23 protein-coding genes are annotated in these 25,804 nt (G+C 49.2%); 15 read left to right on the top strand and 8 right to left on the bottom strand.

The window, feature by feature from the left end; genetic code table 11:
- Positions 1–8 precede the first annotated feature (8 nt).
- Genes I8H75_01000 through I8H75_01010 form a run of 3 tightly spaced genes read left to right on the top strand, consistent with a single transcriptional unit; the run spans position 9 to position 5,210 of the window.
- The gene (locus tag I8H75_01000; GenBank protein MBH2005918.1) at positions 9–2,135 is read left to right on the top strand and encodes a polyribonucleotide nucleotidyltransferase; all 2,127 of its coding nucleotides are present in this window, start codon (positions 9–11) and stop codon (positions 2,133–2,135) included.
- The gene (locus I8H75_01005; protein ID MBH2005919.1) at positions 2,113–4,854 is read left to right on the top strand and encodes a hypothetical protein; all 2,742 of its coding nucleotides are present in this window, start codon (positions 2,113–2,115) and stop codon (positions 4,852–4,854) included. The genes I8H75_01000 and I8H75_01005 overlap by 23 nt, the downstream gene beginning before the upstream one ends.
- On the top strand, positions 4,842–5,210 hold the full coding sequence (locus tag I8H75_01010) for a Smr/MutS family protein (GenBank protein ID MBH2005920.1): 369 nt from the start codon (positions 4,842–4,844) through the stop codon (positions 5,208–5,210). The genes I8H75_01005 and I8H75_01010 overlap by 13 nt, the downstream gene beginning before the upstream one ends.
- An 8-nt stretch (positions 5,211–5,218) precedes the next feature.
- On the opposite strand, the gene I8H75_01015 is transcribed toward I8H75_01010, so the two are convergent.
- The 4 genes from I8H75_01015 to coaBC form a co-directional block, all read right to left on the bottom strand.
- Positions 5,219–6,112 carry a hypothetical protein gene (locus I8H75_01015; protein ID MBH2005921.1) on the bottom strand — a complete coding sequence of 298 codons (894 nt, stop codon included), beginning with the start codon at positions 6,110–6,112 and terminating at the stop codon, positions 5,219–5,221.
- A gap of 352 nt (positions 6,113–6,464) precedes the next feature.
- Positions 6,465–8,504 carry a polyphosphate kinase 1 gene (ppk1, locus tag I8H75_01020; protein MBH2005922.1) on the bottom strand — a complete coding sequence of 680 codons (2,040 nt, stop codon included), beginning with the start codon at positions 8,502–8,504 and terminating at the stop codon, positions 6,465–6,467.
- Between the two features lie 11 nt (positions 8,505–8,515).
- Positions 8,516–9,931: a DEAD/DEAH box helicase gene (locus tag I8H75_01025; protein MBH2005923.1), complete on the bottom strand. Its 1,416-nt coding sequence runs from the start codon at positions 9,929–9,931 to the stop codon at positions 8,516–8,518.
- Positions 9,924–11,105, bottom strand: coding sequence for a bifunctional phosphopantothenoylcysteine decarboxylase/phosphopantothenate--cysteine ligase CoaBC (coaBC, locus tag I8H75_01030; protein MBH2005924.1), 1,182 nt, complete (start codon positions 11,103–11,105; stop codon positions 9,924–9,926). The genes I8H75_01025 and coaBC overlap by 8 nt, the downstream gene beginning before the upstream one ends.
- A 61-nt stretch (positions 11,106–11,166) precedes the next feature.
- On the opposite strand from coaBC, the gene pdxH reads away from it, so the two are divergent.
- From pdxH to I8H75_01075, 9 genes are all read left to right on the top strand, one after another.
- Positions 11,167–11,763, top strand: coding sequence for a pyridoxamine 5'-phosphate oxidase (pdxH, locus tag I8H75_01035; protein MBH2005925.1), 597 nt, complete (start codon positions 11,167–11,169; stop codon positions 11,761–11,763).
- Between the two features lie 27 nt (positions 11,764–11,790).
- Positions 11,791–12,186 carry a sulfite exporter TauE/SafE family protein gene (locus I8H75_01040; protein ID MBH2005926.1) on the top strand — a complete coding sequence of 132 codons (396 nt, stop codon included), beginning with the start codon at positions 11,791–11,793 and terminating at the stop codon, positions 12,184–12,186.
- A 61-nt stretch (positions 12,187–12,247) separates the two neighbouring features.
- Positions 12,248–12,484 carry a preprotein translocase subunit SecG gene (gene secG / locus I8H75_01045; protein MBH2005927.1) on the top strand — a complete coding sequence of 79 codons (237 nt, stop codon included), beginning with the start codon at positions 12,248–12,250 and terminating at the stop codon, positions 12,482–12,484.
- A gap of 4 nt (positions 12,485–12,488) precedes the next feature.
- Entirely contained in the window at positions 12,489–13,268 is a 780-nt protein-coding gene (locus I8H75_01050) for a hypothetical protein (GenBank protein ID MBH2005928.1), read from the top strand.
- Positions 13,261–13,500 (top strand): FliM/FliN family flagellar motor switch protein, encoded by a 240-nt coding sequence (locus I8H75_01055; protein ID MBH2005929.1) that lies wholly within the window; start codon positions 13,261–13,263, stop codon positions 13,498–13,500. Before I8H75_01050 ends, I8H75_01055 begins: the two co-directional genes overlap by 8 nt.
- 1 nt (position 13,501) lies before the next feature.
- Entirely contained in the window at positions 13,502–13,759 is a 258-nt protein-coding gene (locus tag I8H75_01060; GenBank protein MBH2005930.1) for a flagellar biosynthetic protein FliO, read from the top strand.
- Between the two features lie 38 nt (positions 13,760–13,797).
- Positions 13,798–14,577: a type III secretion system export apparatus subunit SctR gene (gene sctR / locus I8H75_01065; protein ID MBH2005931.1), complete on the top strand. Its 780-nt coding sequence runs from the start codon at positions 13,798–13,800 to the stop codon at positions 14,575–14,577.
- Positions 14,574–14,849, top strand: coding sequence for a type III secretion system export apparatus subunit SctS (gene sctS / locus I8H75_01070; GenBank protein MBH2005932.1), 276 nt, complete (start codon positions 14,574–14,576; stop codon positions 14,847–14,849). The genes sctR and sctS overlap by 4 nt, the downstream gene beginning before the upstream one ends.
- A 3-nt stretch (positions 14,850–14,852) precedes the next feature.
- Positions 14,853–15,626: a flagellar biosynthetic protein FliR gene (locus I8H75_01075; protein MBH2005933.1), complete on the top strand. Its 774-nt coding sequence runs from the start codon at positions 14,853–14,855 to the stop codon at positions 15,624–15,626.
- Here I8H75_01075 and mnmA read toward each other — a convergent pair.
- Positions 15,547–16,722 carry a tRNA 2-thiouridine(34) synthase MnmA gene (gene mnmA / locus I8H75_01080; protein ID MBH2005934.1) on the bottom strand — a complete coding sequence of 392 codons (1,176 nt, stop codon included), beginning with the start codon at positions 16,720–16,722 and terminating at the stop codon, positions 15,547–15,549. The genes I8H75_01075 and mnmA overlap by 80 nt on opposite strands.
- Positions 16,723–16,801: 79 nt before the next feature.
- On the opposite strand from mnmA, the gene I8H75_01085 reads away from it, so the two are divergent.
- Complete coding sequence (locus tag I8H75_01085) at positions 16,802–17,329, top strand: OmpH family outer membrane protein (protein MBH2005935.1); 528 nt, start codon at positions 16,802–16,804, stop codon at positions 17,327–17,329.
- On the opposite strand, the gene I8H75_01090 is transcribed toward I8H75_01085, so the two are convergent.
- The 3 genes from I8H75_01090 to I8H75_01100 form a co-directional block, all read right to left on the bottom strand.
- Positions 17,300–18,526: a hypothetical protein gene (locus tag I8H75_01090; protein ID MBH2005936.1), complete on the bottom strand. Its 1,227-nt coding sequence runs from the start codon at positions 18,524–18,526 to the stop codon at positions 17,300–17,302. The two genes, I8H75_01085 and I8H75_01090, sit on opposite strands and share 30 nt — an antisense overlap.
- Positions 18,523–19,131, bottom strand: coding sequence for a hypothetical protein (locus tag I8H75_01095; protein MBH2005937.1), 609 nt, complete (start codon positions 19,129–19,131; stop codon positions 18,523–18,525). Before I8H75_01095 ends, I8H75_01090 begins: the two co-directional genes overlap by 4 nt.
- Before the next feature lie 190 nt (positions 19,132–19,321).
- The gene (locus tag I8H75_01100; protein MBH2005938.1) at positions 19,322–19,582 is read right to left on the bottom strand and encodes a hypothetical protein; all 261 of its coding nucleotides are present in this window, start codon (positions 19,580–19,582) and stop codon (positions 19,322–19,324) included.
- A 546-nt stretch (positions 19,583–20,128) separates the two neighbouring features.
- Here I8H75_01100 and I8H75_01105 point away from each other — a divergent pair.
- A complete protein-coding gene (locus I8H75_01105; protein ID MBH2005939.1) occupies positions 20,129–22,486 on the top strand; it encodes a DUF1566 domain-containing protein in 2,358 nt (785 codons plus the stop codon).
- A gap of 402 nt (positions 22,487–22,888) precedes the next feature.
- Positions 22,889–25,429 (top strand): DUF1566 domain-containing protein, encoded by a 2,541-nt coding sequence (locus tag I8H75_01110; GenBank protein MBH2005940.1) that lies wholly within the window; start codon positions 22,889–22,891, stop codon positions 25,427–25,429.
- Positions 25,430–25,804: the final 375 nt, after the last annotated feature.

The following is a 25,804-nucleotide window of genomic DNA, read 5'->3' on the forward strand; positions in this document are numbered from 1 at the left end:
AAGTATTTATGGATCACAACAGCAAAAAACATTTTCAGGTTAGTGTTCAAATTGGCGACGTTCCCATGGTTTTTGAAATGGGCAAAGTGGCTAAACAAGCCTCAGGAGCCGTATGGGTCCGTTGGGGCGAATCCGTGGTTTTGGTGACGGCTTGTGCGAGCGATCAGCCTCGCGAAGGAATCGATTTCTTTCCGCTGACTTGCGAGTACATTGAGAAAGCCTACGCGGCAGGTCGAATACCGGGAGGTTTTTTTAAGCGCGAAACCAAACCGCGCGATGCTGAGATTTTGAATGCACGCATCATCGACCGTTCCCTTCGGCCTTTGTTCCCCGAAGGGTTTCGCAACGATGTGCAAATCATCGCTACGGTGATGTCCCACGATGGGCAACACAGTACCGATGTCATGGCTCTGTGTGGAGCTTCGATGGCTTTGCATGTGAGCAACTTGCCCTTTGCCCTTTCTTCGGGTCCGATTGCTGGAGTGCGGGTTGGCCGAATTGCTGGGAAACTGGTTGCGAATCCAACGGTTGCGCAAATGGCTCAAAGCGATATCGACATGATGGTTGCTTCTTCGCAAGATGCCATTGTGATGGTCGAAGGAGGCGCTCACCAGGTTTCAGAGTTGGATTTAATTGATGCTTTGTTTTTTGCTCAATCCGAAGGCATGAAAGTGATCAGCGCTTGTCAAGAGATGCGCTCTGAAATGGGTGTGCCGAAACTTAATCTTGAGGCTCCGCAAAGGAAAGAGGAGCTCTTTGCGCGTGTCGAAGCGCTGGCTTCGCACGAAGGGCTTGCTCAGGCGCTTCAGATTCATGAAAAGCAAAATCGTTACGGCAGGATGGATGAAATCAAAGCAACTGTTTTGGCGGCTTTCTCAGAAGAAGAATCCAGCACAGTAGCCCGTTATTTCTCAGAACTCAAAGCGCGTTTGATGCGCTTTAGCGTCCTAGACACCCAGACGCGAATCGATGGCCGTCGATTTGATCAAATTAGGCCTATCTGCGCGGAAGTCGGTATTTTGCCTCGTGCACACGGGTCTGCCTTGTTCACGCGAGGGGAAACGCAAGCGGTTGTCACGGCGACTCTTGGCACACAGGATGACGAGCAAAAAACAGATACCCTTTTAGGGGAAGCTTCTAAGAAGTTTATGCTTCACTATAATTTCCCGCCCTTTTCGGTGGGGGAAGCAAGGCCCTTGCGAGGAACCTCTCGTCGCGAGATTGGGCATGGTGCTTTGGCTGAGCGAGCCGTTGAGAAAATGGTTGAGCAGGGCGATGATTTTCCTTACACGATTCGAATCGTTTCAGAGATTACAGAGTCGAATGGGTCTTCATCGATGGCCTCGGTTTGCGGAGCCACTCTTTCGATGTGGGATGCTGGAATTAAGCTGAAAGCTCCTGTGGCTGGTATTGCGATGGGCTTGATTCAAGAAGGTGATCGAGTCGCTGTTTTAAGTGATATCTTAGGCGATGAAGATCATCTGGGAGATATGGATTTTAAAATCTGCGGGACCGAGCATGGGGTGACGGCCATTCAGATGGACATTAAGATTGATGGTCTTTCCAAAGAGGTCTTAACTCAAGCCTTGGAGCAAGCGCGTCAAGGTCGATTGCATATCCTTGCCGAGATGAAGAAGGGCCTTTCCCAATCGCGAGCAGAACTCTCTGTGTACGCACCGCGTATTACGACGCTTCGTGTACACCCTGATAAGATTCGAGATGTGATTGGACCCGGTGGTCGAGTGATTCGTGACATTGTTGCTCGTTCGGGTGCTAAAATTGAGATTACCGACGACGGTATTGTAAAAATTGCAGCGGTGGGCTCCGAAAGTCTTCGAAAAGCGATTCGTATCATTGAGGATTTAACGAAAGAAGCTGAGATAGGCGTTGTATACCGAGGTCTTGTTAAACGCATTGTCGATTTTGGAGCCTTTGTTGAGCTCTTTCCCGGAACGGAAGGACTCTGCCATGTGTCTGAATTGGCTGAAAACCGAGTGAACCAAATTAGCGATGTTTTACAAGAAGGAGACGAAGTCAACATCGTCGTCTTGAGCATCGACCGAGAAGGCAAAATCCGCCTCAGTCGAAAACGCGCGTTAGGTAAGGAACCCGGTGAAAAAGTCAGTCTTTCTTAGTGTTGTATTTTTAAGTTGCCAAATATTAGCGTTGCAACCTCTTTCTGCAACGGAGCGTCCAGATTTCAAATTGATCGTGACGGGAGGTCTTTTAGGCCTTCAGAGTGGTCGAGAAGGTTTCTGGAGTTCGCCTTTGTTTCGGCTTGGACCAGAAGCTGCGTTAACGATTCAAGATGCAACGGTTCAAGCTTATTCCTTTGGCGATACGGTTTTTTTTTCTGAGCATTCGATTGATTTGGAGAAGCTTTTGGTTGCCGCTAGACCCTCTGCAACCCGATCGATTCAAGGTTTGATCGCTGCGCAACTTTATGGTGTGGCGTTAACGGATGGAGGTTTAAGCTCTGCCGATTCGGATGCTTTCAGCCGTGAGCTTGGAGCCACTCAGACACGCTTTCAGGTACAACCTGTTCCGATCTTGGGCCAAGTGGTATTCGCTGTCGATTTATCGTTGAATCAATCGGGTGTTCAATGGCCATCTAGAGTGAAAGAGTTCTCGCGCGTGGATGGAGTGCTGGCGGTTCAAAAGAAAGCAGGCAGAAGCTATTATTTCTTTCCCAGAAGTTTTCAATCTACCCAGCGAACCTTTGAATTTGTGGATCGATTTTTGAAGAATGGGAACGGCATTCCGACTCGTTATGTGGATTTGGGAAATGCTCTGACGAATAGCGAGCATGAAACACTGGATTCCGCCATCGAAATGAGCCGTTTGATCATGGCGCGAGATCCGGCTGCGTTGGCTTTGGGGCGTTATGATCTAAACGTGCTGATGGGCTTGCCTGAGAAGTCTGCCTACATTGGCGCTTTTACGGGGACAGGAGCTCCTTCGGGCGATCGAAAAGTTCGAATTGGGGATCAAGATATTCGATTCTTGGCCTTGGGTCATTTGTCGGACGTGGCTGCTGGATTTTTAAAAAAGGATTGGCGTTCCATTTCCATTGCGGAATCGATTGCGCGTGTCAAATTGACCGATCCAGATTTAGTCGTTGGCCTGAGTGAGAATAGCCTCTCTGCGGCCCAAGCGATTGAATACCCTGCGCTTGATTTGGTGCTGTCTCTGGCAAACGTTCGAGGAGGAGTCCTTCCAACCGAAGATGATATCCATCTCCGCGGCAATGAACAGCTTGGAATGCGCAGTGTAGCACCTTTGGTTCGCGTGGCTTCTTCGGATGTGACGGAAGTCTCCGTTTGGCTGAGCAAGCCGGGTCAAATCCGTCGCGTGTTGGTGAAGCGTCATCCAATCGTGGATGGAGTTGCGAGCCGAAAGAGCTTTGATCAGCCAGTTTTGGCTAAGAAAAACTGGAAACAAAAAGATTTTGAGAATCTGCTCGGAAATGTGCTGCTGAATGCTTATCCAGATTCGGAATTGGTGATCGTCGAGAAACGAGCTGCACCCACAGCCATCGATGCAGCCTTGCCAATGCCGCTGGCTGAGAAGCTGATTGCTCCCCATGGTCGAAGCATCAAGATTAAATTGGGCGGATACTTCCTGAAGAAAATTCTGACGGCGATCAAGAAAGATCAGTTTGAGTTGAATGTGCTTGTGGTGAACACCCTGAAAAGGCCGGTGTCTTCCACCGAAGTCTATCAACTGGTGGTCAGCGAGCGCGTCCTTGCTGCGATCAGCCATTTTGTCGCTCGCGAGAATCTCTTTGCAAGTACCAGCAATCCATCTCAATCTTTGCAAGTGGCGATGCAAGAAAGCAATCGCGAAGCGCATAAAATTTTCTTTCAGATCCGAAAGAGAGAAAGTCGCGAAACTCAGTCGATCGATGAACGGACTCGCCTGCTAGAAGCGGCACCCAGCATGCGAGAGCTGGTACGGGTTGGTATTCTAGATTTTGCTTGGACCGAAAAACGCCCGGAACGCTCGGTCTTGTTGTTTGAAATCAGCGATTTGGATCTGGGTTTGAAACTTAATAGCGTGAACACGACTCTGCTTCATTGGCAAGAAGAGGGGAAGGCCAATAGTCAAATAGCCTTTGATGAAAACAGGTTTTGGGATTCAAATTATTTGAATTATCTGTTCAACGTCAAGAGCGGGCTTTCTTACTTAAGTCCCAAAGTGGAAGCGAGTCTCACGGGAAGCGTCAAGTTTTACCAATCCAACGCAGACAAACCGAATGCGAAAACAATGAAAGAAGTACAAGGGGCCAGACCGGGGAAAGATTCGGTCAAACTCGAAGCCGAAGTTCGAGTCCCGGTGCCTGTTTACGTATCGCCTCTGTTCAAGCTTGCCTACGAAACCCAGTTGTGGCCGAATGCGCTCTTGACGAAAATCGATCCCCAATATTGGCCTCGCCGAGTTCACGATATGCGACTTTTTTTGGGGCTTTCTCGAAGGCCTGCAATGAGCTTCGAACTGTTCCGAGCTGGAGCGCTTCTGGCTTATGATTTTAGCCGGGATAGGCCTGCTCAGTCCTTTGGATTGGGTTTTGAGCTTGGGGGAGGGTACCGTTATAATTGGCGCTATTTTGGCTTCAAAGTTGACTCCAGTTTTCGAAAGTTGTTTTCGATGGTGAGTGACCCGGCTCCGGGAAGGATGAGTATGATTTGGTTGACCGATGCCAGCATCAGTGTGCCGATTGTGCACGGCTTCAGTGTTTCGGCGATGAGCAATCTAAATATTGGTGAGCGCATGGATATGCCCTGGAAGTTTGGTGTCGGCCTTGTTTTTGGGTTTGCGCTGTCTTATGGCGCCCAGTTCAAATGGTTGCTGTAGAAGAGCGAGAACTGTTTTTGGAATGGGTTCGGAATCTTGAGCGAGTGTCGCCAAAGCCAGAACCCGAGCTGGCCCCTGTGCGGAAAGCCTTGCGTCGCAAGAAACCGCTTCCCTACGAAGCCCGCATTGATCTGCATGGCATGACGGTGGAGCAAGCGTCGTACCGGATTCGAGCTTTTATCGGAGCTTGTCAGGCCAAAAAACTCCGACGTATTTTGGTTATACACGGTAAAGGCAGCGGTATTTTACGCGATGAGATTCGCATGCTCTTAGGTGGCCTGTCTTCCGTGAAAGAAGTTCAAGAAGCGCCACCTCGATTGGGAGGCGAAGGCGCTGTCTTAATTGCGGTCGAATAGGCGGGACTTTATCGGCAAGTCAGAGTATTCAGATCGCACGAACTCCCTAAGCAGCTATTATGGTTACTGACGGTGCAGGGTGTGTTGGCTTTGCCCTCCATCACCATGGCTCCAAGCACGCAATCGAATAACAGCCCATTGTCTGCTGCTCGCTCGCCCGTTTCAGGATTTACACAAGGATCAACGAACTGACACCAGGAATCGGGAGCTTGGTTGTAAATGTCGGGTTTATTGCAGGTGCTTTGGTTGACGCAGATGGATCCAAAATTGATTAAACCCGAACTGCCGCAGTGGGTGTATCGATTCGCTCCTAAATCAAAGCGTTCAACGATTGGCGTGAGAGCAATGTAAGGGTCAGAGCCTTGTAAAGAACCGGTAGCCCAACGAAAAGCAGCGCCAGTGCTGCCTGCGTCACAGTCCTCGGCCGGAAGCGTGTTGGCATCGTAAACCCCATCGTCTAGTTCGGTGGCCTGGTCTAAATTCTGATATCCACAAATGCCATTGCCGGTGGAGCTAACCAGCAAACCGGTTGTTTGGTGTCTATGCTCTTGGTTGTTAAAAACGATGGGGCTAACTCCCAGCTGAAATTGATAATTCCACACCGGCTGATTGCCGAAACGAGTATAACCATATTCCTGGTTGCCGTCCAAATTGAGAACCGTGGCGTAGACTTGCTCATAGTCGTTTGTGCTGTGTAGCCGGACGCATCGCTGTGTATTCCCGGCATCTGCTAAACACAGATCAACCGGATCTTCTGCACTGCTGGGTACCTTGACGCATTTAAGGCCAGGAGTTGGCGCGAGCGCATCGTATAGGCAATAAGGGTGCAAACCGTAGTTGTATGCGGCGATCAGAACGCTTGGGTTGAGAGCAAGGGTTGTAATCCAGAGCAGAATTTTCATTTTTTATCTCCAAATAGTTTCTCAATGATATCATTTTTAATTATTTGTCTTGGAAAAATTTTAAATGAATATAGAAATAAATACGATGAACTCTGTGAGATGCAGCCGCAGCGATTCCTGGCAAAATAAGTTATGGCGTTTAGACAACCGTTTAGCTTCGGAGACTTGGGAGCCAAAAGAATACGACTGCGATCGTCCTGTCCAAAGCTGCGAGGGCTTACACCTTGTTTGAATCGACTAACAATTTCTACCCAAGTCTAAAAAACTCGCGAGTCATTTTGACAGTGGTCAAAAAAATTTGTAATATGAGAGCATGCAGGGACGCTACCACTATTTGCGTCTGCATCCGCTTTCATTGGCAGAATTGCGGTCGGATTCCCAAAGCACCTTGATGGAGCTGCTCCGGTTCGGAGACCGGCGCAACAAGCGCTCTGTACGCATCCAGCAGCCGATTTTGCGCGCCTGTCGAGCCCTTGATCAGATCGCTAGCGATGTAAGTTCCGTCTTCTTGAAGTTCAAAGCGAAATCGGCTTTCTTCTAAATAAATTTCGAAAGTCTCTTTTAAAATTCGAGCTTTCAATTCCGGAGACTCGATCGGCCAGGCTATTTCCACACGTTGTACCAAGTTTCGAGACATCCAATCGGCGCTCGATAGAAATAACTCGGACTGGCCGTTATTTTCGAAGTAGAAAACGCGACTGTGTTCTAAGAATCGTCCCAAGACGGAATAAATTTTTAAATTGGGTCCGGGTTTTAAACAGCAAATTCCTCGAACAGTCAACTCAATCGACACGCCAGCCTCCGCTGCATGATGAAGAGCGTGCATCATATCGTGGTCTGCCAGCGCATTGAGTTTGGCTTTGATGCCGGCTTTCAGGCCATTTTTCGCGTTGATCCTTTCGCGTTCAATTTTCTCCAGCAAACCCGATTTCAGAGAAAACGGCGCCTCCAGACACTTTTGCAAAGGACCTCGTTTCGAGAGACCTGTTAACTGCAAAAAGATTTGATGAACATCCTCGCAAATTTGTGCGTGGGTGGTGAAGAAGCTGTAATCAACGTACAGCTTCCCGGTCTTGGGGTGGTAATTGCCTGTGCCCAGGTGGACGTAGCGCCGCAAACGACCCTTTTCCCTTCGAACCACCAACAGCATCTTGGCATGTGTCTTATAACCGACAATGCCATAGACGACGTGGGCTCCCGCTTCTTGAAGTCGGCTGGCGAGTTGAATGTTGGCTTCTTCGTCGAAACGGGCTCGCAGCTCAATCACGACGGTTACTTCTTTGCCGGCATTCGCTGCTTCAACCAAATGATCCACAATCACAGAATCTGAACCGGTCCGATAAAGGGTTTGCTTGATCACCAACACATGCGGATCGCGTGCCGCTTGTTTTAAAAAATCGCAAACCGAAGCAAACGATTCGAAAGGGTGCAAGAGTGCCCTATCTGCCTTTTTTAAGCTTTGAAAGGTGATTGAAACGGGTTGAGCGATCAAGGCTGGAAACTTGAGATCGGGCCGGTCAACCCAATCGTAAAGAGCCGTCAGCCGAACGAGATTGACGGGTCCTTTGATGCGGTAGATATCTTCTTCTTGGAGCTCAAAGTGGTTGGATAGAAACTGAACCAAACGATCCGGGCAGCTTTCTTCAATTTCCAATCGAACCGCGTTCCCGTATCGCCTCGAGGTCAGCTCACCTTCTAAGCTCTGTAAGAGGTCATCCGCTTCTTCTTCATCCACCGACAGATTGCTGTTGCGAGTCACTCGAAACTGGTACGAATTCACGACCTTTAGATGGGGAAAGAGAGCGGACATGTGAGCGCGAATCATCTGCTCCAGGGACACGATCTCCTTCCCTTCGCCGCCGATCTGCACCAAGCGCGGCAAGGATTTGGGAGCCGGAACCACCGCCATCTCCAGTCTGCGCCCAAATGCATCTTGGCCTTTGAGCGAAACAATAAAATTGAGGCTTTTGTTGGCAAGCAAGGGAAACGGGTGTGCTGGATCAAGACCAATGGGGCTTAAGACGGGCAGCAGCTGGGTTTGAAAGAAAGACTTGAGCCAGGCACGCTGCTTGGGGTTCCAATCCGATTTGTTTTTCAGCTGAATCTGCTCGGACTTGAGTGCTGGGAGCAATTCTTGGTTCAAAATCTCGTACTGCTCTAAGACTAATTGACGCGTTTGGGCTACGAGCTCTTCCAACAAAGGATTCGGAAGCAACTTGTTTCGAATTTTTTCTTTTAAGCTCGCCATGCGAATCTCAAAAAATTCATCCAGATTGTTGCTGCAAATGCAAAGGTATCGAAGCCTCTCTAAAAGAGGCAGGCTTCGATCCTTTGCTAAGGACAAAACTCGAAACTGAAAAAGTAAGGCGCTCAGATCACGATCGCAGTGCATGCCTCATGATATTAGTGCGAACGATTAGATTTGGCTCGATTTCCGAAACGCGGATTGCTTTTGTTGAAGAAACGTTTGCCTCGTGAGCGTTCCGGTTTTTCGGATTCGGATTTTGAAAGACGCTCTGGATTTAAGCCAATCTTTTCTGGACCCGCGATGGGCATTTGGCTTAAGTAAAGCGATAAAAGCTTCAGCAGCGTTTCTTCCAGGTTGGACTTATCTTCCAGTTTCTCTAAAAACAGACGTGCTTCTTTGGAAGTGGGTTGGGCTTCCAGCTTCGTCACCAGTTCTGACAACCGACCTTGTTTGACTTCTTGCAAGCTCGGTACGAATTTCATGGCAATGCGACTGCCCGTGCATTGTTCAATTTGGCGCACACGGCCTGCTTCCTTCGGAACCACCAAACTCAAGGAAACACCGCTTTTGCCTGCACGAGCGGTTCGTCCGATTCGATGAACGTAGGTCTCGCTGGAGCCTGGAAGATGGTAGTTAAAAACATGAGAGACGTCGGTAATATTCAGTCCTCTAGCGGCCACATCGGTTGCAATCAAAACTTGAATGCGTCCTTCTCGAAACGCCGCAGTCACGCGTTCGCGCTGCCGTTGCTCGATATCACCGTGCAAAGCCGCCGAAGCGTGTCCGTCTGAGACCAAACTTTGTTGCAGGGCGTCCACATCGGCTTTTGTTCGGCAAAACACGATCGATTTAAAGGGTCGATAGGCATCGATCAATCGAACCAGAGCGTCTTCTCTTTCGGATTCTTCAATCAAAAATGCGAGCTGCTCAATGTTTTGATTGGTGATTTCTTTGCCAGAGTTGGTGGTGACCACTTCGGGGTTATTTAAAATCTTTTTCGCCAGCTTTTGAATCAAAGAGGGCATGGTTGCCGAAAAAAGCAAGGTCTGGCGCTCTTTGGGAATGTGTTCGAAGATGGCTTGGATATCTTCTAAGAAACCCATGTCGAGCATTTCATCTGCTTCATCCAAGACGACCATCGTGGGTTTTAGTTTGGGAATGCGTCGGCTATTCATCAAATCCAACAAGCGACCCGGTGTGGCTACAATCACATGCGCTCCTTGTTTGACGGAGTCAATTTGACGTGCGTAAGAACTTCCACCGTAAATGGGTACACATCGGATTCCTTGAGTCCGACCGAATCGCTGAATTTCTTCGCACACTTGCGTGCAGAGCTCTCGAGTTGGCGTCAAAACCAGCAATTGAGTGGAGGAAGAATGGGGATCGATTTTTTCAAGCGCTGGTAAACCAAAGGCAGCGGTCTTGCCGGTTCCTGTTTTGGCTTGGCCGATGAGATCGCGACCGGCCATGACCAAAGGGATGGCTTGTTCCTGGATCGGGCTGGGTTTTTCAAAGCCTGCTCGTGCGATCGCTTTTAAAAGGGTTTCTGAGAATCCGAAAGTATTAAACATTTTTTTGCTCCGTTAAAATGACATCCAAAATACGATTGGCAACCGCATTCTTATCTTGCTTTTCCAGAGCGCACACAAGCCCAGCTCGATTGTAAATCGATACTTCATTCAAATTCGAGCCGATACCAAAATCTTCCTGACCGATGCGATTGGCACAAATCAGATCACAATTCTTGCCACGCAACTTTTCTTGCGCGTAGCCTTCCAAACTCGAACTTTCGGCTGCAAAACCAACCAAAAAAGGTCGATTCGTTTGATGCCCCAGAGTTTTCAAGATATCTGAATTTGGAATCAATGCTAGGGAGTATTTTTCAGATAGATTCTTTTTAATCTTTTGGGCCGAATAAACTGCGGGTCCATAATCCGCCACCGCCGCGCATAGGATGGCGATTTGGCACTGATTGCTGAGGGCCAAAACCCTTTCTTGCATGCTGCTGGCATTTTCAACGGGGTAGGCTTCTAGAGATTTAGGGACTGGGATGGACAAGGGGCCGTGCACCAACTTGACCAGGGCTCCTCGCATGGCAAGCGCGCGTGCTAAAGCAATACCCATTTTTCCCGAGGAGCGATTGCTGAGAAAACGAACCGGATCGATCGGCTCAAGGGTGGGGCCTGCCGTTACCAGCACGGTCAAACCCAAGTAGTCTTGAGGGGAAAATGCGGATGCAATCGCTTCATGAATTCGATCGAACTCCGCCAAACGCCCAAGCCCTTCGGCTCCAGAAGCGAGAAAACCTCGCTCTGGTTCAACTATGTAAACGCCTCGTTCTTGCAGGATTCGGAGGTTTGATTGAGTGGCTGGGTGCCTCCACATGTTGGATTCCATGGCGGGTGCAACGATCACCGGTCCCGTGAAAGACAGATAGGTTTGTAGCAAAGGCTCATCGGCTAAGCCCTGTGCCATTTTGGCAATGGTATTGGCGCTTGCGGGAGCCACGAGAAGCAAATCGGCTTCAGCTGCAAGTTTCACGTGATTGAGCGGGTGGGTTGAGCATTCACATCCCCAATTCCCAAGAATCTGCAAGGTGCGTTCGCTGACGAATTCGCGAGCCGCTTTCGTCGCCATCGCTGTCGCGAAAGCCCCTTTTTTCTGAAGGCTTCGCATCAATTCAGGCGCTTTGTAAGCAGCGATGCTTCCTGTAACGCCAAGCAAAATTTTTTTGTTTTGAAACATAAGAATCGGATCCGAGCATACTAAAGTCCAATCGAAGCGAACAGTCCCTGTGAACTGTGTTATGTCAAACACCATGTTCAGCACAAACCCGATAGAGCAATTCAAAAGCTGGTTTCATGAAGCAGAGCAAGCGGGGGTTTTGGTTCCCGAAGGCATGACTTTGGCGACGGTAGACGAAGATGGAATTCCGGACGCTCGTGTTGTCTTGCTCAAAGAGGTCCGAGAAGAAAGCTTTGTTTTTTTTACGAATTATTTGAGCTCGAAAGGGCGGCAGATTCATGTTCATTCACAGGCTGCCCTGGTTTTTTGGTGGGCCTCGATGGAGAAGCAAATCCGAGTTCGGGGCTCGCTCTTCAAAATAGAGCCTGCACAATCCGACGCTTATTTTAAAACTCGGCCAAGGGGTTCTCAGCTCAGTGTTTGGGCTTCGCATCAAAGTGAGATTTTACTGGAACGCTCAATTTTGGAAAAGAGCGTTCAAAGCTATGCTCGTCGCTTTGAAGGTAAAGAGGTTCCGAGACCTCCGCATTGGGGAGGCTATGCCTTGAAACCCAACTCATTGGAGTTCTGGCAAGGGCAAGAAAGCCGGTTGCATGACCGGTTTCGTTACTGTCGAAACTCTGCGGGATCTTGGGCCGTGAATCGTTTGTTTCCTTAAAAGAATTCTCCAAAGGCTATTTAATTCTTGAACGCATCGGTTGATAAAGGCTGGATGGAATGGTTTTGGATGTTTCTGATTGGGATTGTTGCTGGAGTTTGCTCGGGCATTTTCGGCGTCGGCGGAGGAGTGATCCTGGTCCCAAGTCTGGTTTTTGTATTGCGCTATTCCCAGATGATGGCTACGGGCACTTCCTTGGTCGCTCTTTTGCTGCCGGTTGGCTTTTTGGGAGTGCTTGAGTATTACAAAGCGGGCAAAATCACGGGCGAAAACATTCGACTTGGGCTTTTGATCTCGGCTGGTATGTTTATCGGGGCCTATCTCGGGGTTCGTTGGGCGATTCACTTGCCCATCAAGATTTTGACCAAAGCATTTGCGATTCTCTTATTTGCGATTGGAACCAAGTTGCTTTTGAGCAATTAGTTTCTGGGAACAGTTGTGCTTCGCTTTGGCTTGAAGTATAGGTAGCCTTATGCTCGCTTTCATGATTACCCTCCAAGTTATTGTCGCGATCTTTATGATTGGAGTTGTGCTGCTCCAGCCCGGAAACAAAGGCGGAGCGAGCGCAGCGTTAGGTGGGGCAGGTTCGGATACTGCTTTCGGTGGACGCGGTGCGAACACCCTGCTGGCAAAAATCACGTTTGCAGCGGCGGCGGTATTCATGATCACCAACATTCTTTTGTCTCTCATGTCGACTCCTGCTGCTTCTGTGCTTGATTAATAGCATGCCGATTCGCTTGCCGAGTGTTTCAAAGAGCCAGGTCGAAGTTTCGAATTGGCAGGTAGGCAACGCTGATTTTTTGAACGAGCTGGGTTCTTGGCCCAACAAGGCCGCTGAGGTTTTGTCTGAGCTATTGAAAGCAAGATTCTCAATCGATTTTAAACAAGGCTCAGCCGTTCAGGCCTTCGAACCAGTCGGTCAGGTGATTCCGATTTCATGGCCTGTGCGGAACATCACCTTCTTTTTGGAGCTTGAGACCGAATTCGCGCAATGCTGTGCTTATCGTGCGATTGATCGATTCGAAACACCTGTCGGCTTAGACCCGGAACTGTCTGCTTTAGAACAAGGAATTCTAGATTATTTGCTCTCGAAAGTGAGCCAAGCCTTGGGCGAATCGATGGTTGTGGCGCATTCGGCCAGGCCGATCGATGCAGCGATGGTGGCTGTTGTGTGTGAAATGAAGTGTGAAGATCGAAAGTCTTTCGCTCGAATTTGGATTCCTCAGGCGTTTTTTGCTGTAATTCCTGAAACAGAGGCCTTGGAAAGAGGCAAAGCCATTTGTCATTTAGCCAAAACTCAACTGGTGATTGAGCTGGGTTCGATTTCGATTTCTGGCAAAGAATACATCGATTTAGAAATCGGTGATATTTTAGTGTTGGAAGAGCTTTCGCTGGAAAATGTGCAAGGTCGATGTGCTGATTTGCCCATTCAGCTCACCGCCAGTGTGCAAAAAAACGCGGACGTACAAAACTACTCACTGACGCTTAGGAGGGTTCATGGCTGAAAATAAGGTTGAAAATTTATCTGTTCAAGTGACGATTGAGCTGGCTCGAAAGTGGATGACTTTTCAACAAATCGGTGAACTCAAAGCAGGTCAAACGCTTGAGCTGGCTCAGAAAATAAGCGATCCGGTTCAGTTGATGGTCGCAGGACAGCTGATGGGTCAAGGAGAATTGGTCGAAATTGAAGGCCAGCTCGGCGTGAAGATCTTGTCGCTCCTGGAACCCAGGAGTTAACGTGGAGCTCTTGTGGGGATTTTTGCAAGTCGCAGCAATGCTGGCGGCGGTGCTGGCTCTGGCTTACTTGTTGCTCAACAAAGGCCTGGGGAAGATGCTTTTGAAGAATCAAGGCTCTCAGGAGTTGCTTTTGCGAGAGCGCCTGTATTTAGAGCCAAAGAAATCTCTTTACTTGGTTGAAGTGCGGGGCCGTGAATTTGTTCTCGCATCGGGAGAAGGAACCCTGTCGATCGTCTGTGAGCTATCCAAAGTCGATTAGCGGATTAAAGCATCGAGTCTTTTGTGTTTTAGTGGAACATGCGTTCCTGTATTTGGAAGTCTCTGACTCTCACGATTGGGTTTTCACAGAATCTGTGGGCTCAATCCATCCATCTGAATGAGGTCAGCAGCCTTGCGTCTGGAGCGGGAATTGCTTCGAAGCCTTTGTTGCTGATGATGGGCTTGGTGGCTCTGTCGCTGTTGCCTTTTGTGGGGATGATGGTGACCAGCTTTGTGAAAATGGCAGTCGTGTTGTCCATTACGCGACAGGCCATTGGGATGCAGCAAGCGCCTCCCAACACGGTGATCACAGGGCTTTCTATTCTATTGACGGTCTATGTGATGCACCCGGTGGGGCTTGATGTTTATCGAAAATCCGAGCGCTACATGAACTATCGAAGCAGCGAATTTTTCGACAAAGCCAACGTGGATATGCTTTTGAAAGCGGTTCAAGTGTCCGAAGAACCCATAAAGCACTTTCTTAAAACGCAAGCATCCGAAAAAAATCTTCAAATGTTCTATCGAATCGCTCAGAAGATTCGCAAAGCGGAAGACAGACCCTCTTTGTCCATGAACGATTACATCATCTTAGTGCCCGCTTTTGTGATTACAGAGCTGACCAAGGCCTTTCAAATAGGGTTCATGATCTTTCTGCCGTTTATGGTGATCGATATGGCTGTGTCGAATATTCTGATGGCGTTAGGCATGCAGATGCTGGCGCCTACGATGATCAGTCTTCCTTTTAAACTGCTGCTGTTTGTGATGGTGGATGGTTGGCACCTGATTAGCAAAGGCCTTGTGTTAGGTTATCCGCTATGAACGTCGCGGCCTACGTGGCTCAAATGACGAATGAAGCGATTTTGCTGACCATTTTAATTTCAGCTCCATCGATTGTTGCCAGCCTGGTCATTGGCTTGGCAGTGGCTCTCTTTTCCGCGGTCACTCAAATTCAGGAACAAACCCTAAGCTTTGCCCCTAAAATGGTCTTTGTGTACGTCGCCATGGCGGTCTCAGGGAGTTGGATCGGCGGCTTGATGATTCGCTTTGCGACAAAATGCCTGAGTGAATTTGCGAATATGCCCTTGGGTTAATCGATGCCAGAACTCCTGCTGCTTGCACTCATTGCCACACGGATGATGATCTTGGTGACTTGGGTCCCGTTTTTAGGCTCAAAGAATGCTCCAGGGTCGGTTCAAATCGGAATGGCGATTCTGTTGGCTATTTTATTTTGGCCGCTCGCTGTTTCTCAGATGCAGGGCGAATTGCCCAGCACTTGGCTGCCTTTTACGATGTTATTGCTGAAAGAAGCGTTTGTTGGCTTTGTCATCGGATTTGTAGTGACCCAGATTTTCGATGCTGCTGAGATGGCAGGGCAGATCATGGATACAGTTCGAGGGACCAACCAAATCCAGTTAATGGTTCCAGAGTTAGCAGAACGCAGTTCTCCTTTAGGGGATCTGAATTATCAGCTGGCTCTTATCCTTTTCTTGGCCTGTGGATTGCAGGAGGTTTTTTTTGATGGGTTGGTCGAGAGTTTTTATTTGCTGCCTGTGAATCGGTTTCCCCCATTCTCCAGTGGCATTGGGCCTTTCTTCGAAGAGTTTACGCTGCTTTTGGGAGGCGTATTTCAGATAGCCGTATCGCTTTCATTGCCGGTCGTGGCAGTTTGTTTGATCACCAACCTGGCCTTCGGTCTGATCAACCGCATGGCTCCTCAAATTAATGCGTATTTCTTGGCGATGCCAGCCACTGCGGTAGGGGGGCTTTCGATGATGTTCTTGGCTCTTTTCATGACTCTGAGGAAGTTGGAAGCCGACTCCGTGCAGCTTCTGGAGCAATTTCTGAAGACGATTGCTTTGCTGGGTTAGTGGGCAGAATCGATTTTCGGGCGAACTTTCCATCGAGCCGTCCCGTGAGGATACCGCCTCCTAGAAGGACATCGCCATCGTATGCAACGGCTGCTTGTCCAAGTGCTATCGCATGAGCCGGCTCGAAAAATTCGAAGACCAACTCACCATTGGGATCGATCGACCAATGGGCGCGCTGCGGCTCGTGCCTCGAACGAATTTGCACCCACACTTCCTTGGGCCAATCAGCGGTTGGCACGATGGCTTTGATGGGGCTTGCACTCACCTTGGAACAAGCTAACGCAGACTTCGGTCCCAGCGTCACGATTTGTTCGGTTGGATCCAGGTCTACGACATAGCTTCGCTCGCCAAGCCCGATCCCGATTCCACGACGTTGGCCAATGGTAAAGTGATGAATGCCGGAGTGATTTTGAATGTGTTGACCATCCGATCGACGCATTTCTCCTGTGGGCATGGGTCCGGAGGCATTTTCAACCACCTTGGCATGGTCTCCGTCGGGAACAAAGCAGATTTCGTGGCTATCGGGTTTGTCGTGAACTTTGAGGCCCATTTTCTGGGCCAGTGCCCGAACTTGGGGTTTAGGAAGATCGGCTAAAGGCAGGTGAAGGTGCTGAATGACTTCCGGATCGGTGCCGTAGAGATAATAGGTTTGGTCTCGGGAACGATCCAGCGGACGGGATAAAGTTTTATGGCCCTGATAGGTCACGATTTTAGCGTAGTGACCGGTGGCTAGCGAGGCTCCTAAGGCTTTGGCTGTTTGGTAGAGATCGCCGAACTTGACTTCGTGATTGCAAGCGAGGCAAGGAATGGGGGTCTGCCCGGATCGATAAGCTTTTACAAAGGGTTCAAAAACGATTTCTTTGAAGCGCTCGCGGGAGTCGATGGCGTAGAATGGGATCTGAAGTCGATCGCAAATCTGCCGTGCATCCGTCATGTCGTCGATTGAGCAACATCGACCTTCACGCTTCTCAAGAGAGCCATGATCGTCAGGAGCTAAACGAAGCGATACACCAATAACCTCATGACCTTGCTCTTTTAAAAGCAACGCAGCAACCGAGGAATCAACTCCTCCCGAAAGTGCAACAACGATTTTCACAGTGTCTTGCAGGATAAGCTGTTCTTTCAGACTAGGCAATCGGAGACCTGAATGTTAGTGGATTTAAAAGGAGTCTGAAATGCGTATTTTTGTCTTAGGAACCCTGTTGTTGTCTTGGGTCTTGCAGGCGGAGCAAAAAATTGGAGTCGTAGACCTCGAGAGAGCAATCAATGAAGTGGAAGAGGGGAAAGAGGCGAAAACCAAGCTCCAAGGCGAATTCAAAAAAAAGCAGGATCTTTTAGATAAAAGACAGAACAAGTTAAAGAAGCTGCAAGACCAAATTCAAACTCAAGCGATCACACTGACAGAAGAAGCACGGCAACAAAAAGCCATGGAGTTTCAACAAGAAGTCGCGGAGGCACAGCAGCTCTACGCAACCATGCAACAAGATATGGTCAAGCGTCAGCAGGAAGTCATGGGCACCATTCTGAAAAAAATGAACCCAATTGTCGAAGATATCGCCAAAAAAGAGGGCTATACCCTCATTTTAAACAAAAGCGAGGCAACCGTCCTTTATATCCAACCTGGATTGGATCTGACCCATACGGTGACCGAGCGTTATAACGGGCTTCATCCTTTATCCGTTTCCAAGCCTAAAAAGAAATGAAGGCTCTCTCAACAACATCAGCGTGAACGCTTTCGTGAGGAGTAACGCGACTGAACAAAAGACAATCAACGCGGTCTGTCTCGGTTGATGATGCTTGATGAGTTCATGACGGGTTGGTTTGCAGAACATGAAAGCGGCCAAGCGAGCGATCGGGGTCATCGCTAGCACGATCGCTGCGATGGATAAGGCGATGAACCAAATCTTCGATTCTGCGAGAGCTTTCTGGGTGAAAGCCTCGTAGAATGAAAATCCTACTGTAAAGGGAAGACCGCCAATGGAACTGAGAATGGACAACCAGGCAAAGGAGATCCACGGGTGCTTTTGTCCTGCTCCTGCCAAATCTTCCCAATTTTTATCCGATTGTCGCCGATGTTTCCAGAAATGCAGGCCCATAATGGCTCCTGGGACTGAGAACGCAATTTGCAAGTAGAAGATGGGCAGCATGTGAGGGGCATGGAGCGCGGTTAAAATCAATATTCCGCTTTGCGTGGTGAGCAAGAAAGAAACAAGCCGATCGATACGCGTTTGATCCAGAGCCGCAAAAGCAGGTAAGATGAGCGATGCAAACCCAAATGCGGTTAATGGAATCGTCAAGCGCGGGTCTGTTTTGTTGGCACAAAGGACTTGCAGCAAAGGCCCTCCCGAGATTAAAGAACCCGCAAAAAAGTGGATGCTGGCGAATGAGGGAGCGCCGTCGAGCGTGTCTACGAAGCGCAAGACAAATGGAGAAGCTCCAATCCAAAATAGCGCAGCCATCAAGAGGGAAATCTCTAAAAATCCATCGCTTTGCTTCGTGAGTTCTGAAAATTGCAAGGAATAGCCGTGCTGAGTAGCCCAAGCCAGAATGAAAGAGAGAAAGCAAAACTGAGAAAGCGATAGGAAGCTTAGTTTGATGGCGATTTCAGCAACTCGTTTGCCGTGATTGCGAAAATAAGTGAGCCCGATCCAGGCAATATTCAGAACCGAACCCATGCAGGTAAAAGACAAAAGATCGCTGGCTTGGCAAAGCTTAAAGAGTAAGAGCTGCGCCAAACCCAGTAGAAAGTAGGGTTCAAAGCTCTGAAATTGCGCGTTTCGCAGACTGACGGCTGTCGTTATCAGCGTGAGGATTCCCAAAATGCTCAAAGCGCAGAGCAAGATCGAATGGTTCCATTGTGAGCTTAAGGTAAAAAATTCGATTAAAAACGATGAGATCATAGGAGAAAAGCCAGCGTAAAAAGCAAGATAGCAAGGACGGAGTTGTGAACCAGCGAGATCCATTTTCGGGTTGCGAACACGAGCCCCAGGCAAAGATTTAAAAGCGATAGCAGCGTTAAGCAAAGACCTAGAAGCGTTTTACTGGGCTGATGGGTTGTTAGAATCAGAAAAGCGTAAGCGGGGCTTTGCATCATAAAAAGGTAAACAAATCGCTCTTGCCTACTTTGGGTGGAGAGAGAATGAATGAAGGCCAAGATGCAAGAAAAGCCAACGAGCCATTGGAGCAATTCGGGGTGAGGGCATGGGGACGGGACTTGCATAAGCCAGGCGAGTCCAACGGGAGTCATGGTTGCGAAAGTCAAAACTTGAATCGAAGTAGGGCATTCAAAGAGTAAGCTTCGAACGTGCGGAGCTGCCAAAATAAACCACATGCGTGCCAGAGCAGGCAAGAGAATGATCCAGTACGCCCATGAAGTACGAGCGAAATAGGCAAAATAGGCACAGAGATCAATCACGAGAAAATAGATGAACGCTTCGTAAGAGATGCTGACTTTGTAGAGCCCGCCGCGCATGGCAATGACGAAAAGCAAAATACTGATATGCACGAAGGCAAATCCGCAGAGCAAAGAGAAAGGTTCAAGCTCGGACATAGTATAGAGTCCATAGAACGAAGCTTAGCAGGGCCCAGAAAAGAGATTTTTGAGCATTGGCATCGAAAAAGGGGCGTAGTGCCGCTCGCGCGATCGAAAAGAGCATATTCGGGATCGTGATCCAAATCAGGTAAAGAGCGTTCACTCAGTTTCCATATTCCTTGATTTCGTCCATGTGAAGAGTCCCATGATGGCGCCAAAGAAATGTGATTAAAACTCCAAACAGCGTGATCTGTAAACCGAAGACAATCGACAAGAGCCAGGCGATATCCAGAGCCTTGTTCTCCGTTAAAATGCAAGCGATTCCAGCAAAAGTAAGCATGAAAGCCAATGCAATTGCGAATAGATTTCTTCGAACCAAGAGCCCAAGCAGGCCTAACAGGATAAGACTGATTTCAACGAACATGGTGACGTGAGAACAGAAAGGCGACGGTGAAAGTTGCCAAAATAGCTACGGGTAGGATCCAAGTCAGATTGGAGAAAGACGGAACGGAGTAGGTGGGCAGCGAAGTGCTTGCGAAATCCAGATGCCTCATTTCCCAGGCGGCAAAAAGCAGAGTCAGAGCGCGCAGAAATTTCCCCAGCCGGAACCGTCTTTTTCTGAATCTCTGAGGGTCATCCGGAATGAGCCAAGACACTCCCAATAGAAAAGCGGCAGGAAAGATCAAAAGTGGTTGTCCAACCAATGGCATGATCAGGAGGATAAAAGCTACGCTGTAGAGCGAGCTCTTGACGAGGGTTACGAGAAAACTCAGCAAGAGAATCAACCCATGAAGGTCGGGGAATGGTAAATCGGTCATGGCAGGCGCAATCATAGCTTTAAATTTTCATGTTTCGCAAATCCTATTGGAGACCAGTGGCCAGCAAGGATAGCCCTAACGCATATTCTCGATGAGTCTTGCCTCCACCGTAAAGTCTTTTCTCGGTTCCTATCCTGCGGTAGTCATTGCGAATGGCGATTAAGAAAAATCTAAAAACCCAAGCACGGTGCTTTAGGCAAGCAAAGCTGCTGGTATTCTTAATTTGGGGACAAACCGCTGTTGCTGCCTGGCTTAATCAAAGCCAGGTAACGAATGCCGTGGCGAATCAGGCACTAACCCAGCTTGTTTCGAACCAGACATTGCCTGCCGCCCAGCAAAAACAATGGTTCTCGACCGGATTGAAGGCCTTGTTTGCCGAGCTAACTCCGGCGATTCAAGCGATGCCAGATTATACGGGCCAGTTTGTAGCCAATTGTTCCATTTTCATGAACACTCACATCGAGCAGGTTTTGTGCGAGATCAACTCCACGACTGCTTTGGTGAGACCCGAGAGTTGCGGACAGAGTTCCTTACTTCCTTTGGAATATGAGCATCAAATTACCGAAAGCGCGATTTTGCTGGTGAGTTTTTACGCTGATTGGACGCGTAAGACGTCGTTATCCTCCGAATCTTATGCCGTTCGTTTGTTCGATCGGATGCCAACGTGCACCGCGTCTGCGAGCGTTTCAGAGACAGGGCCAATACTCAGCCAAACCTTGAGCCCTACTGAGTCTACCTCTTTGAATTTTACGATAAGCCCAAGTGCTCCTGTGGTTTGGAACCCCGAGTGGGCAAATTGGCAGATAACGACCGGTGTCTATCAAGACAACGCCAATCAAACGGGCCGCTACCTTGAATCGGTTCCAGGAGTTATCACGGATCAAATGACGGGTTTGCAGTGGCAAAAAGTAGGGAGTGCGCCTGCGGGTAATTGGACGGCTGCGCAGGCCTATTGCGCTAATTTGTTTGAGTCTGGGTTTGGGGATTGGCGTTTGCCCGCGCACGTGGAACTTCAGACTTTGGTGGATTATACGATGGATTGCGCTGGTCCCAGCGTGGATCTGAATTTTTTCCCAGGCGCTCAAACCAGCAGTTACTATTGGTCCTCGGACGCTTTACAGGGTTACCCTGGCAGTGCTTGGTGGGTGAGCTACGGTAGTAGTGGTGCCTATTACGCAGGCCTCGTTTGCAGCCAGGGTTATGGTGCTTGTTCTTCAGTGCCTGCGAGCGGCTTTGCCCGTTGTGTGCGACCCTCGTTGGCAGATCGAGAGATAGATCGTTACACCTTTAATAGCACGCAGGTTCTGGACACCGTAACGGGCTTGATTTGGCAGCGAACGGTTTCTGGAACTTATAACTGGGGTGCAGCGCAGGCTTATTGTGCGGGTTTGAATCTGGACGGTTTGATCTGGCGTCTTCCGAATGTTAAAGAGTTATCGACGCTTCTGGATGTTCGCATAGCATCTCCGGGTCCGACGATCAATACGACGGCTTTTCCGAGTACACCTCAGGCTGGGTTTTGGACATCAACGCCTTGTTCGTGTGCGTCTTCATCCGTCGCGTGGCTGGTCGATTTCATCTATGGTTCTGTGTCCTACACTGGCATGGGCACTTTTGACTATGTTCGTTGTGTGCGCTCTCCTCAGGTTTACAATCCCGAGTGGGCGAATTGGCAAGTGACAACGGGCGTCTATCGAGACAACGCTAATCAAACGGGCCGCTACCTTGAATCGGTTCCAGGAGTTATCACGGATCAAATGACGGGTTTGCAGTGGCAGAAAGTAGTGAGTGCGCCTGCTGGCAATTGGACGGCTGCGCAAGCCTATTGTGCTAATTTGTTTGAGTCTGGGTTTGGAGACTGGCGCTTGCCCACGCACGTAGAACTTCAGACTTTGGTGGATTATACGATCAGTTGCACTGGTCCCAGCGTGGATCAGGATTTTTTCCCAGGTACTCAAACCAGCAGTTACTATTGGTCCTCCGACGCTTTGCAGGGTTACCCTGGAAGTGCTTGGTGGGTGAGTTACGGCACCGGTGCCTATTACGCGGGCCTTGTTTGCAGCCAGGGCTATGGCGTCGCTTGTCCTTCGGTGCCCGCGAGCGGTTTTGCCCGTTGTGTGCGACCTTCGTCGGCAGAACGAGAGGAGGATCGTTATGCCTTCAACAGCACCCAGGTGCTGGACACCGTGACGGGCTTAATTTGGCAACGGATGGTTTCCGGAACTTACAGCTGGAGTGCAGCGCAGGCTTATTGTACGGGTTTAAATCTGGACGGTTTGAGCTGGCGCCTTCCGAATGTCAAAGAGCTATCGACGCTTCTGGATGTTCGCATGGCATCTCCGGGTCCGACGATCAATACGACGGCTTTTCCGAGTACACCGCAGGGCGGCTTTTGGACATCAACGCTTTATACGTGTTCCTCATCCAACGCCTGGGCGGTCTTTTTCGATAATGGCTACGTCGCCTTCAATGATATGAGCTCTTCTTACTGTGTCCGTTGCGCGCGTTGAGGATGGGATGTTGATCCTTTGACTTTTGACCTTTTAATAAAGAAAATGGAAGGCAGTAGGGCCCGAAATAGGCACTGGCTCGTTAGCTTCTGGGAAAGATACGTTGCATGAAGTTCTTGAGGAAGACATCGCTGCTGTAGATGTCAAGTCGTTTCTTGGTAAGCGCTGGTCCTTGATGGGAGCGCAATTTCGTGCGAGTCATAGGATGAAATAGTGGTTGTCGCGTTTAGGGAGAGCACTTAGAGTGTATCGAGAGAATTGCTTCCGATTTGAGCGTTCGTTTGTATCCTTGCCTGCGTCGGGGTGGGGGGGGGGTAAATATAGTCATTTTAACTGTTTCATATTTGAATTTAATAATATATACTTGATTCAACTTCGCCCCCATGAGAAGGGGTGTGAACGATGAATCGGTATTTGTGCTCCTGGCTGTTATTGCTGTCTTTACCGGTTCAAGCGGGTTTTGTGCTTCGAGAAGGCTTCTCCGAAGTTCTGAGTCAACAGTTTTCAAATCTGACGCAGCTTAAGAATCAAACGAGCTCTTTATCCAAAGAGCTTGTGACACAAAATGCCATGAGGGGATTATGGTCTCTCATTGGGCCTCATCTTCAAGCCTTACCGGGTTGTTGTAAGAAGCCTTTTAGCTCAAATTGCTCTGTGTTTTTCGATGCCGAAATTGATGAGGTTGTGTGTGATGCGCAATTTGAAGAGGTTCAAGCAATTTCGACATCTTGCGAAGCCGAGCAACGGTTTCCAGTGGGTTATTTGGCGCAGTTACACAAGAGCAATATTCTCCAGACGCGCATTGTCGTGGGTCTGGCGCCTGTGCAACATCCGCAGGTGATGTATTGGTTGTATGATAAATTGCCACCGACGCTTTCACAATCTGTGACACAATCAAATTCCATGAGTGGCCGCAACACTCAAACCGGCACAGATTCCGCAAGCCCGATGAATAGCACCACGGATTCTGTTGGCCCAACGAGTAGTTTTACAGAGAGTTTATTGTCGAGCAGGAGCGTGTCGTTTAGCTCAACTGCCACTGAATCATTGACTCCAAGCCATTCGGTTGCAACAGAATCGGCTAATCTGTCGCATTCTTTGAGTGGGAGCACTGTTCCGTGCACGAGCGAGAGCTTGTCTCATTCTCAAACTTTGAGTTCTACCCAGTACCCATCGTTCAGTTCAAGCCTGAGTCCCAGTGCTCCCGTGGTTTGGAACCCTGAGTGGGCGGATTGGCAAGTGACAACGGGTGTTTATCGAGATAATGCCAATCAAACGGGCCGCTATTTTGAATCCGTTCCGGGGGTTATCACGGATCAGATGACGGGTTTGCAGTGGCAAAAGGTAGGGAGTGCATCTGCGGGCAATTGGATTGCTGCCCAGGCCTATTGCACAGATTTGTTTGAGTCTGGGTTTGGAGACTGGCGTTTGCCCACGCACGTGGAACTTCAGACCTTGGTGGATTATACGATCAGTTGCGCTGGGCCCAGTGTGGATCTGGGTTTTTTCCCAGGCACGCAAACCAGCAGTTACTATTGGTCCTCCGACGCTTTGCAGGGTTACCCTGGGAGTGCTTGGTGGGTAAGTTACGGCAGCGGTGCTTATTACGCGGGTCTCGTTTGCAGTCAGGGCTATAGCGGTTGTTCTTCAGCGCCTGCGAGCGGCTTTGCCCGTTGTGTGCGATCCTCATCGGCGGTTCGAGAGGTGAATCGTTATGCCTTTAATAGCACCCAGGTACTGGACACGGTGACGGGCTTGATTTGGCAACGAACGGTTTCCGGAACTTACAACTGGGGTGCGGCGCAAGCTTATTGTGCGGGTTTGAATCTGGATGGTTTGAGCTGGCGCCTTCCGAATGTCAAAGAATTATCGACGCTTCTGGATGTTCGTGTGGCATACCCGGGTCCAACGATCAATACGACGGTTTTTCCGAGTACACCGCAGAGCGGCTTTTGGACCTCAACGCCTTATTCGTGTGTGTCTTCATCTAACGCGTGGTTGGTTGGTTTTGACTGTGGTTACGTCATCTTCAATGGTTTGAGCCCTGCTGGCTATGTTCGTTGTGTGCGCTCTCCTCAGGTTTACAATCCCGAGTGGGCAAATTGGCAAGTGACAACCGGTGTCTATCAAGACAGCGCCAATCAAACGGGCCGCTACCTTGAATCGGTTCCAGGAGTTATCACGGATCAAATGACGGGTTTGCAGTGGCAAAAAGTAGAAAGTGCGCCTGCAGGCAATTGGACGGCTGCGCAGGCTTATTGTGCTAATTTGTTTGAGTCTGGGTTTGGAGACTGGCGTTTGCCCACGCACGTGGAACTTCAGACCTTGGCGGATTATACGATCAGTTGCGCTGGGCCGAGTGTGGATCCGGACTTTTTCCCAGGCACTCAAACCAGCAGTTACTATTGGTCCTCAGACGCTTTGCAGGGTTACCCTGGCAGTGCCTGGTGGGTGAGTTATGGGAGCGGTGCCTATTACGCAGGCCTCGTTTGCAGCCAGGGTTATGGTGGTTGTACTTCAGTGCCTGCGAGCGGCTTTACGCGTTGTGTGCGACCCTCGTCGGCGGTTCGAGAGGTAGATCGTTATACCTTTAATAGCACACAAGTTCTGGACACCGTAACGGGCTTGATCTGGCAACGAACGGTTTCAGGGAATTACAACTGGGGTGCAGCGCAAGCTTATTGTGCGGGTTTAAACCTCGACGGTTTGAGCTGGCGTCTTCCCAATGTCAAAGAATTGTCAACGCTTCTGGATGTTCACGTGGCATACCCGGGTCCGACTATCAACACGACGGTTTTTCCAGGCACGCCTCAGGCCTGGTTTTGGACATCAACGCCTTATTCGTGCGCGTCCCCGTCCGGTGCGTGGGGCGTGGATTTCGGTAATGGCGGCGTCTTCACGGTTAGCATCAGCAATACTTACTATGTTCGGTGCGTGCGTTGAAGACGGGATTTTTACTTTTTATTTTTATAAAATTGGCAATAAGCTCCAAAGTTTACGGAAGTAATTGAGAACCCAATTCATGACAGCGCGTCTAAACGCCATAATTTATTTTGACGGGAACCGAAAAGAAAACGGAAGGCAGCAGGGTTCGAAATAGGCTCTGAGGCGGCAGCTTGTGGGAAAGATACGTTTAAGTCAGCTTGCCATAGGTCGATAGAGGTGCTGAACCAAACTCACAGCTAGCGGTTCAGGCGATGCTATTTTTTAGGGATCTAAGGTCCGTCTCTTCTCAAGTACCCTCAATTGGTCAAAATGAGGTATCAAAAAATCTGTTGTTCTTCTTGGATAACTTGCGAGTGGATTGGCAATTTTTGC

The organism is Myxococcaceae bacterium (assembly GCA_016000045.1).
Taxonomy (GTDB): Bacteria; Myxococcota; UBA727; order UBA727; family JABDBI01; genus AER2-1.

Bases quoted from the DNA above. Each gene is read 5' to 3' on its own strand.
- I8H75_01000 (MBH2005918.1), top strand. From the start codon at position 9: ATGGATCACAACAGCAAAAAACATTTTCAGGTTAGTGTTCAAATTGGC.
- I8H75_01010 (MBH2005920.1), top strand. From the start codon at position 4,842: ATGGTTGCTGTAGAAGAGCGAGAACTGTTTTTGGAATGGGTTCGGAAT.
- I8H75_01015 (MBH2005921.1), bottom strand. From the start codon at position 6,112: ATGAAAATTCTGCTCTGGATTACAACCCTTGCTCTCAACCCAAGCGTT.
- ppk1 (MBH2005922.1), bottom strand. From the start codon at position 8,504: ATGCACTGCGATCGTGATCTGAGCGCCTTACTTTTTCAGTTTCGAGTT.
- I8H75_01025 (MBH2005923.1), bottom strand. From the start codon at position 9,931: ATGTTTAATACTTTCGGATTCTCAGAAACCCTTTTAAAAGCGATCGCA.
- coaBC (MBH2005924.1), bottom strand. From the start codon at position 11,105: ATGTTTCAAAACAAAAAAATTTTGCTTGGCGTTACAGGAAGCATCGCT.
- pdxH (MBH2005925.1), top strand. From the start codon at position 11,167: ATGTCAAACACCATGTTCAGCACAAACCCGATAGAGCAATTCAAAAGC.
- secG (MBH2005927.1), top strand. From the start codon at position 12,248: ATGATTACCCTCCAAGTTATTGTCGCGATCTTTATGATTGGAGTTGTG.
- I8H75_01050 (MBH2005928.1), top strand. From the start codon at position 12,489: ATGCCGATTCGCTTGCCGAGTGTTTCAAAGAGCCAGGTCGAAGTTTCG.
- I8H75_01055 (MBH2005929.1), top strand. From the start codon at position 13,261: ATGGCTGAAAATAAGGTTGAAAATTTATCTGTTCAAGTGACGATTGAG.
- sctR (MBH2005931.1), top strand. From the start codon at position 13,798: ATGCGTTCCTGTATTTGGAAGTCTCTGACTCTCACGATTGGGTTTTCA.
- sctS (MBH2005932.1), top strand. From the start codon at position 14,574: ATGAACGTCGCGGCCTACGTGGCTCAAATGACGAATGAAGCGATTTTG.
- I8H75_01075 (MBH2005933.1), top strand. From the start codon at position 14,853: ATGCCAGAACTCCTGCTGCTTGCACTCATTGCCACACGGATGATGATC.
- I8H75_01085 (MBH2005935.1), top strand. From the start codon at position 16,802: ATGCGTATTTTTGTCTTAGGAACCCTGTTGTTGTCTTGGGTCTTGCAG.
- I8H75_01090 (MBH2005936.1), bottom strand. From the start codon at position 18,526: ATGATCTCATCGTTTTTAATCGAATTTTTTACCTTAAGCTCACAATGG.
- I8H75_01100 (MBH2005938.1), bottom strand. From the start codon at position 19,582: ATGTTCGTTGAAATCAGTCTTATCCTGTTAGGCCTGCTTGGGCTCTTG.
- I8H75_01105 (MBH2005939.1), top strand. From the start codon at position 20,129: ATGGCGATTAAGAAAAATCTAAAAACCCAAGCACGGTGCTTTAGGCAA.
- I8H75_01110 (MBH2005940.1), top strand. From the start codon at position 22,889: ATGAATCGGTATTTGTGCTCCTGGCTGTTATTGCTGTCTTTACCGGTT.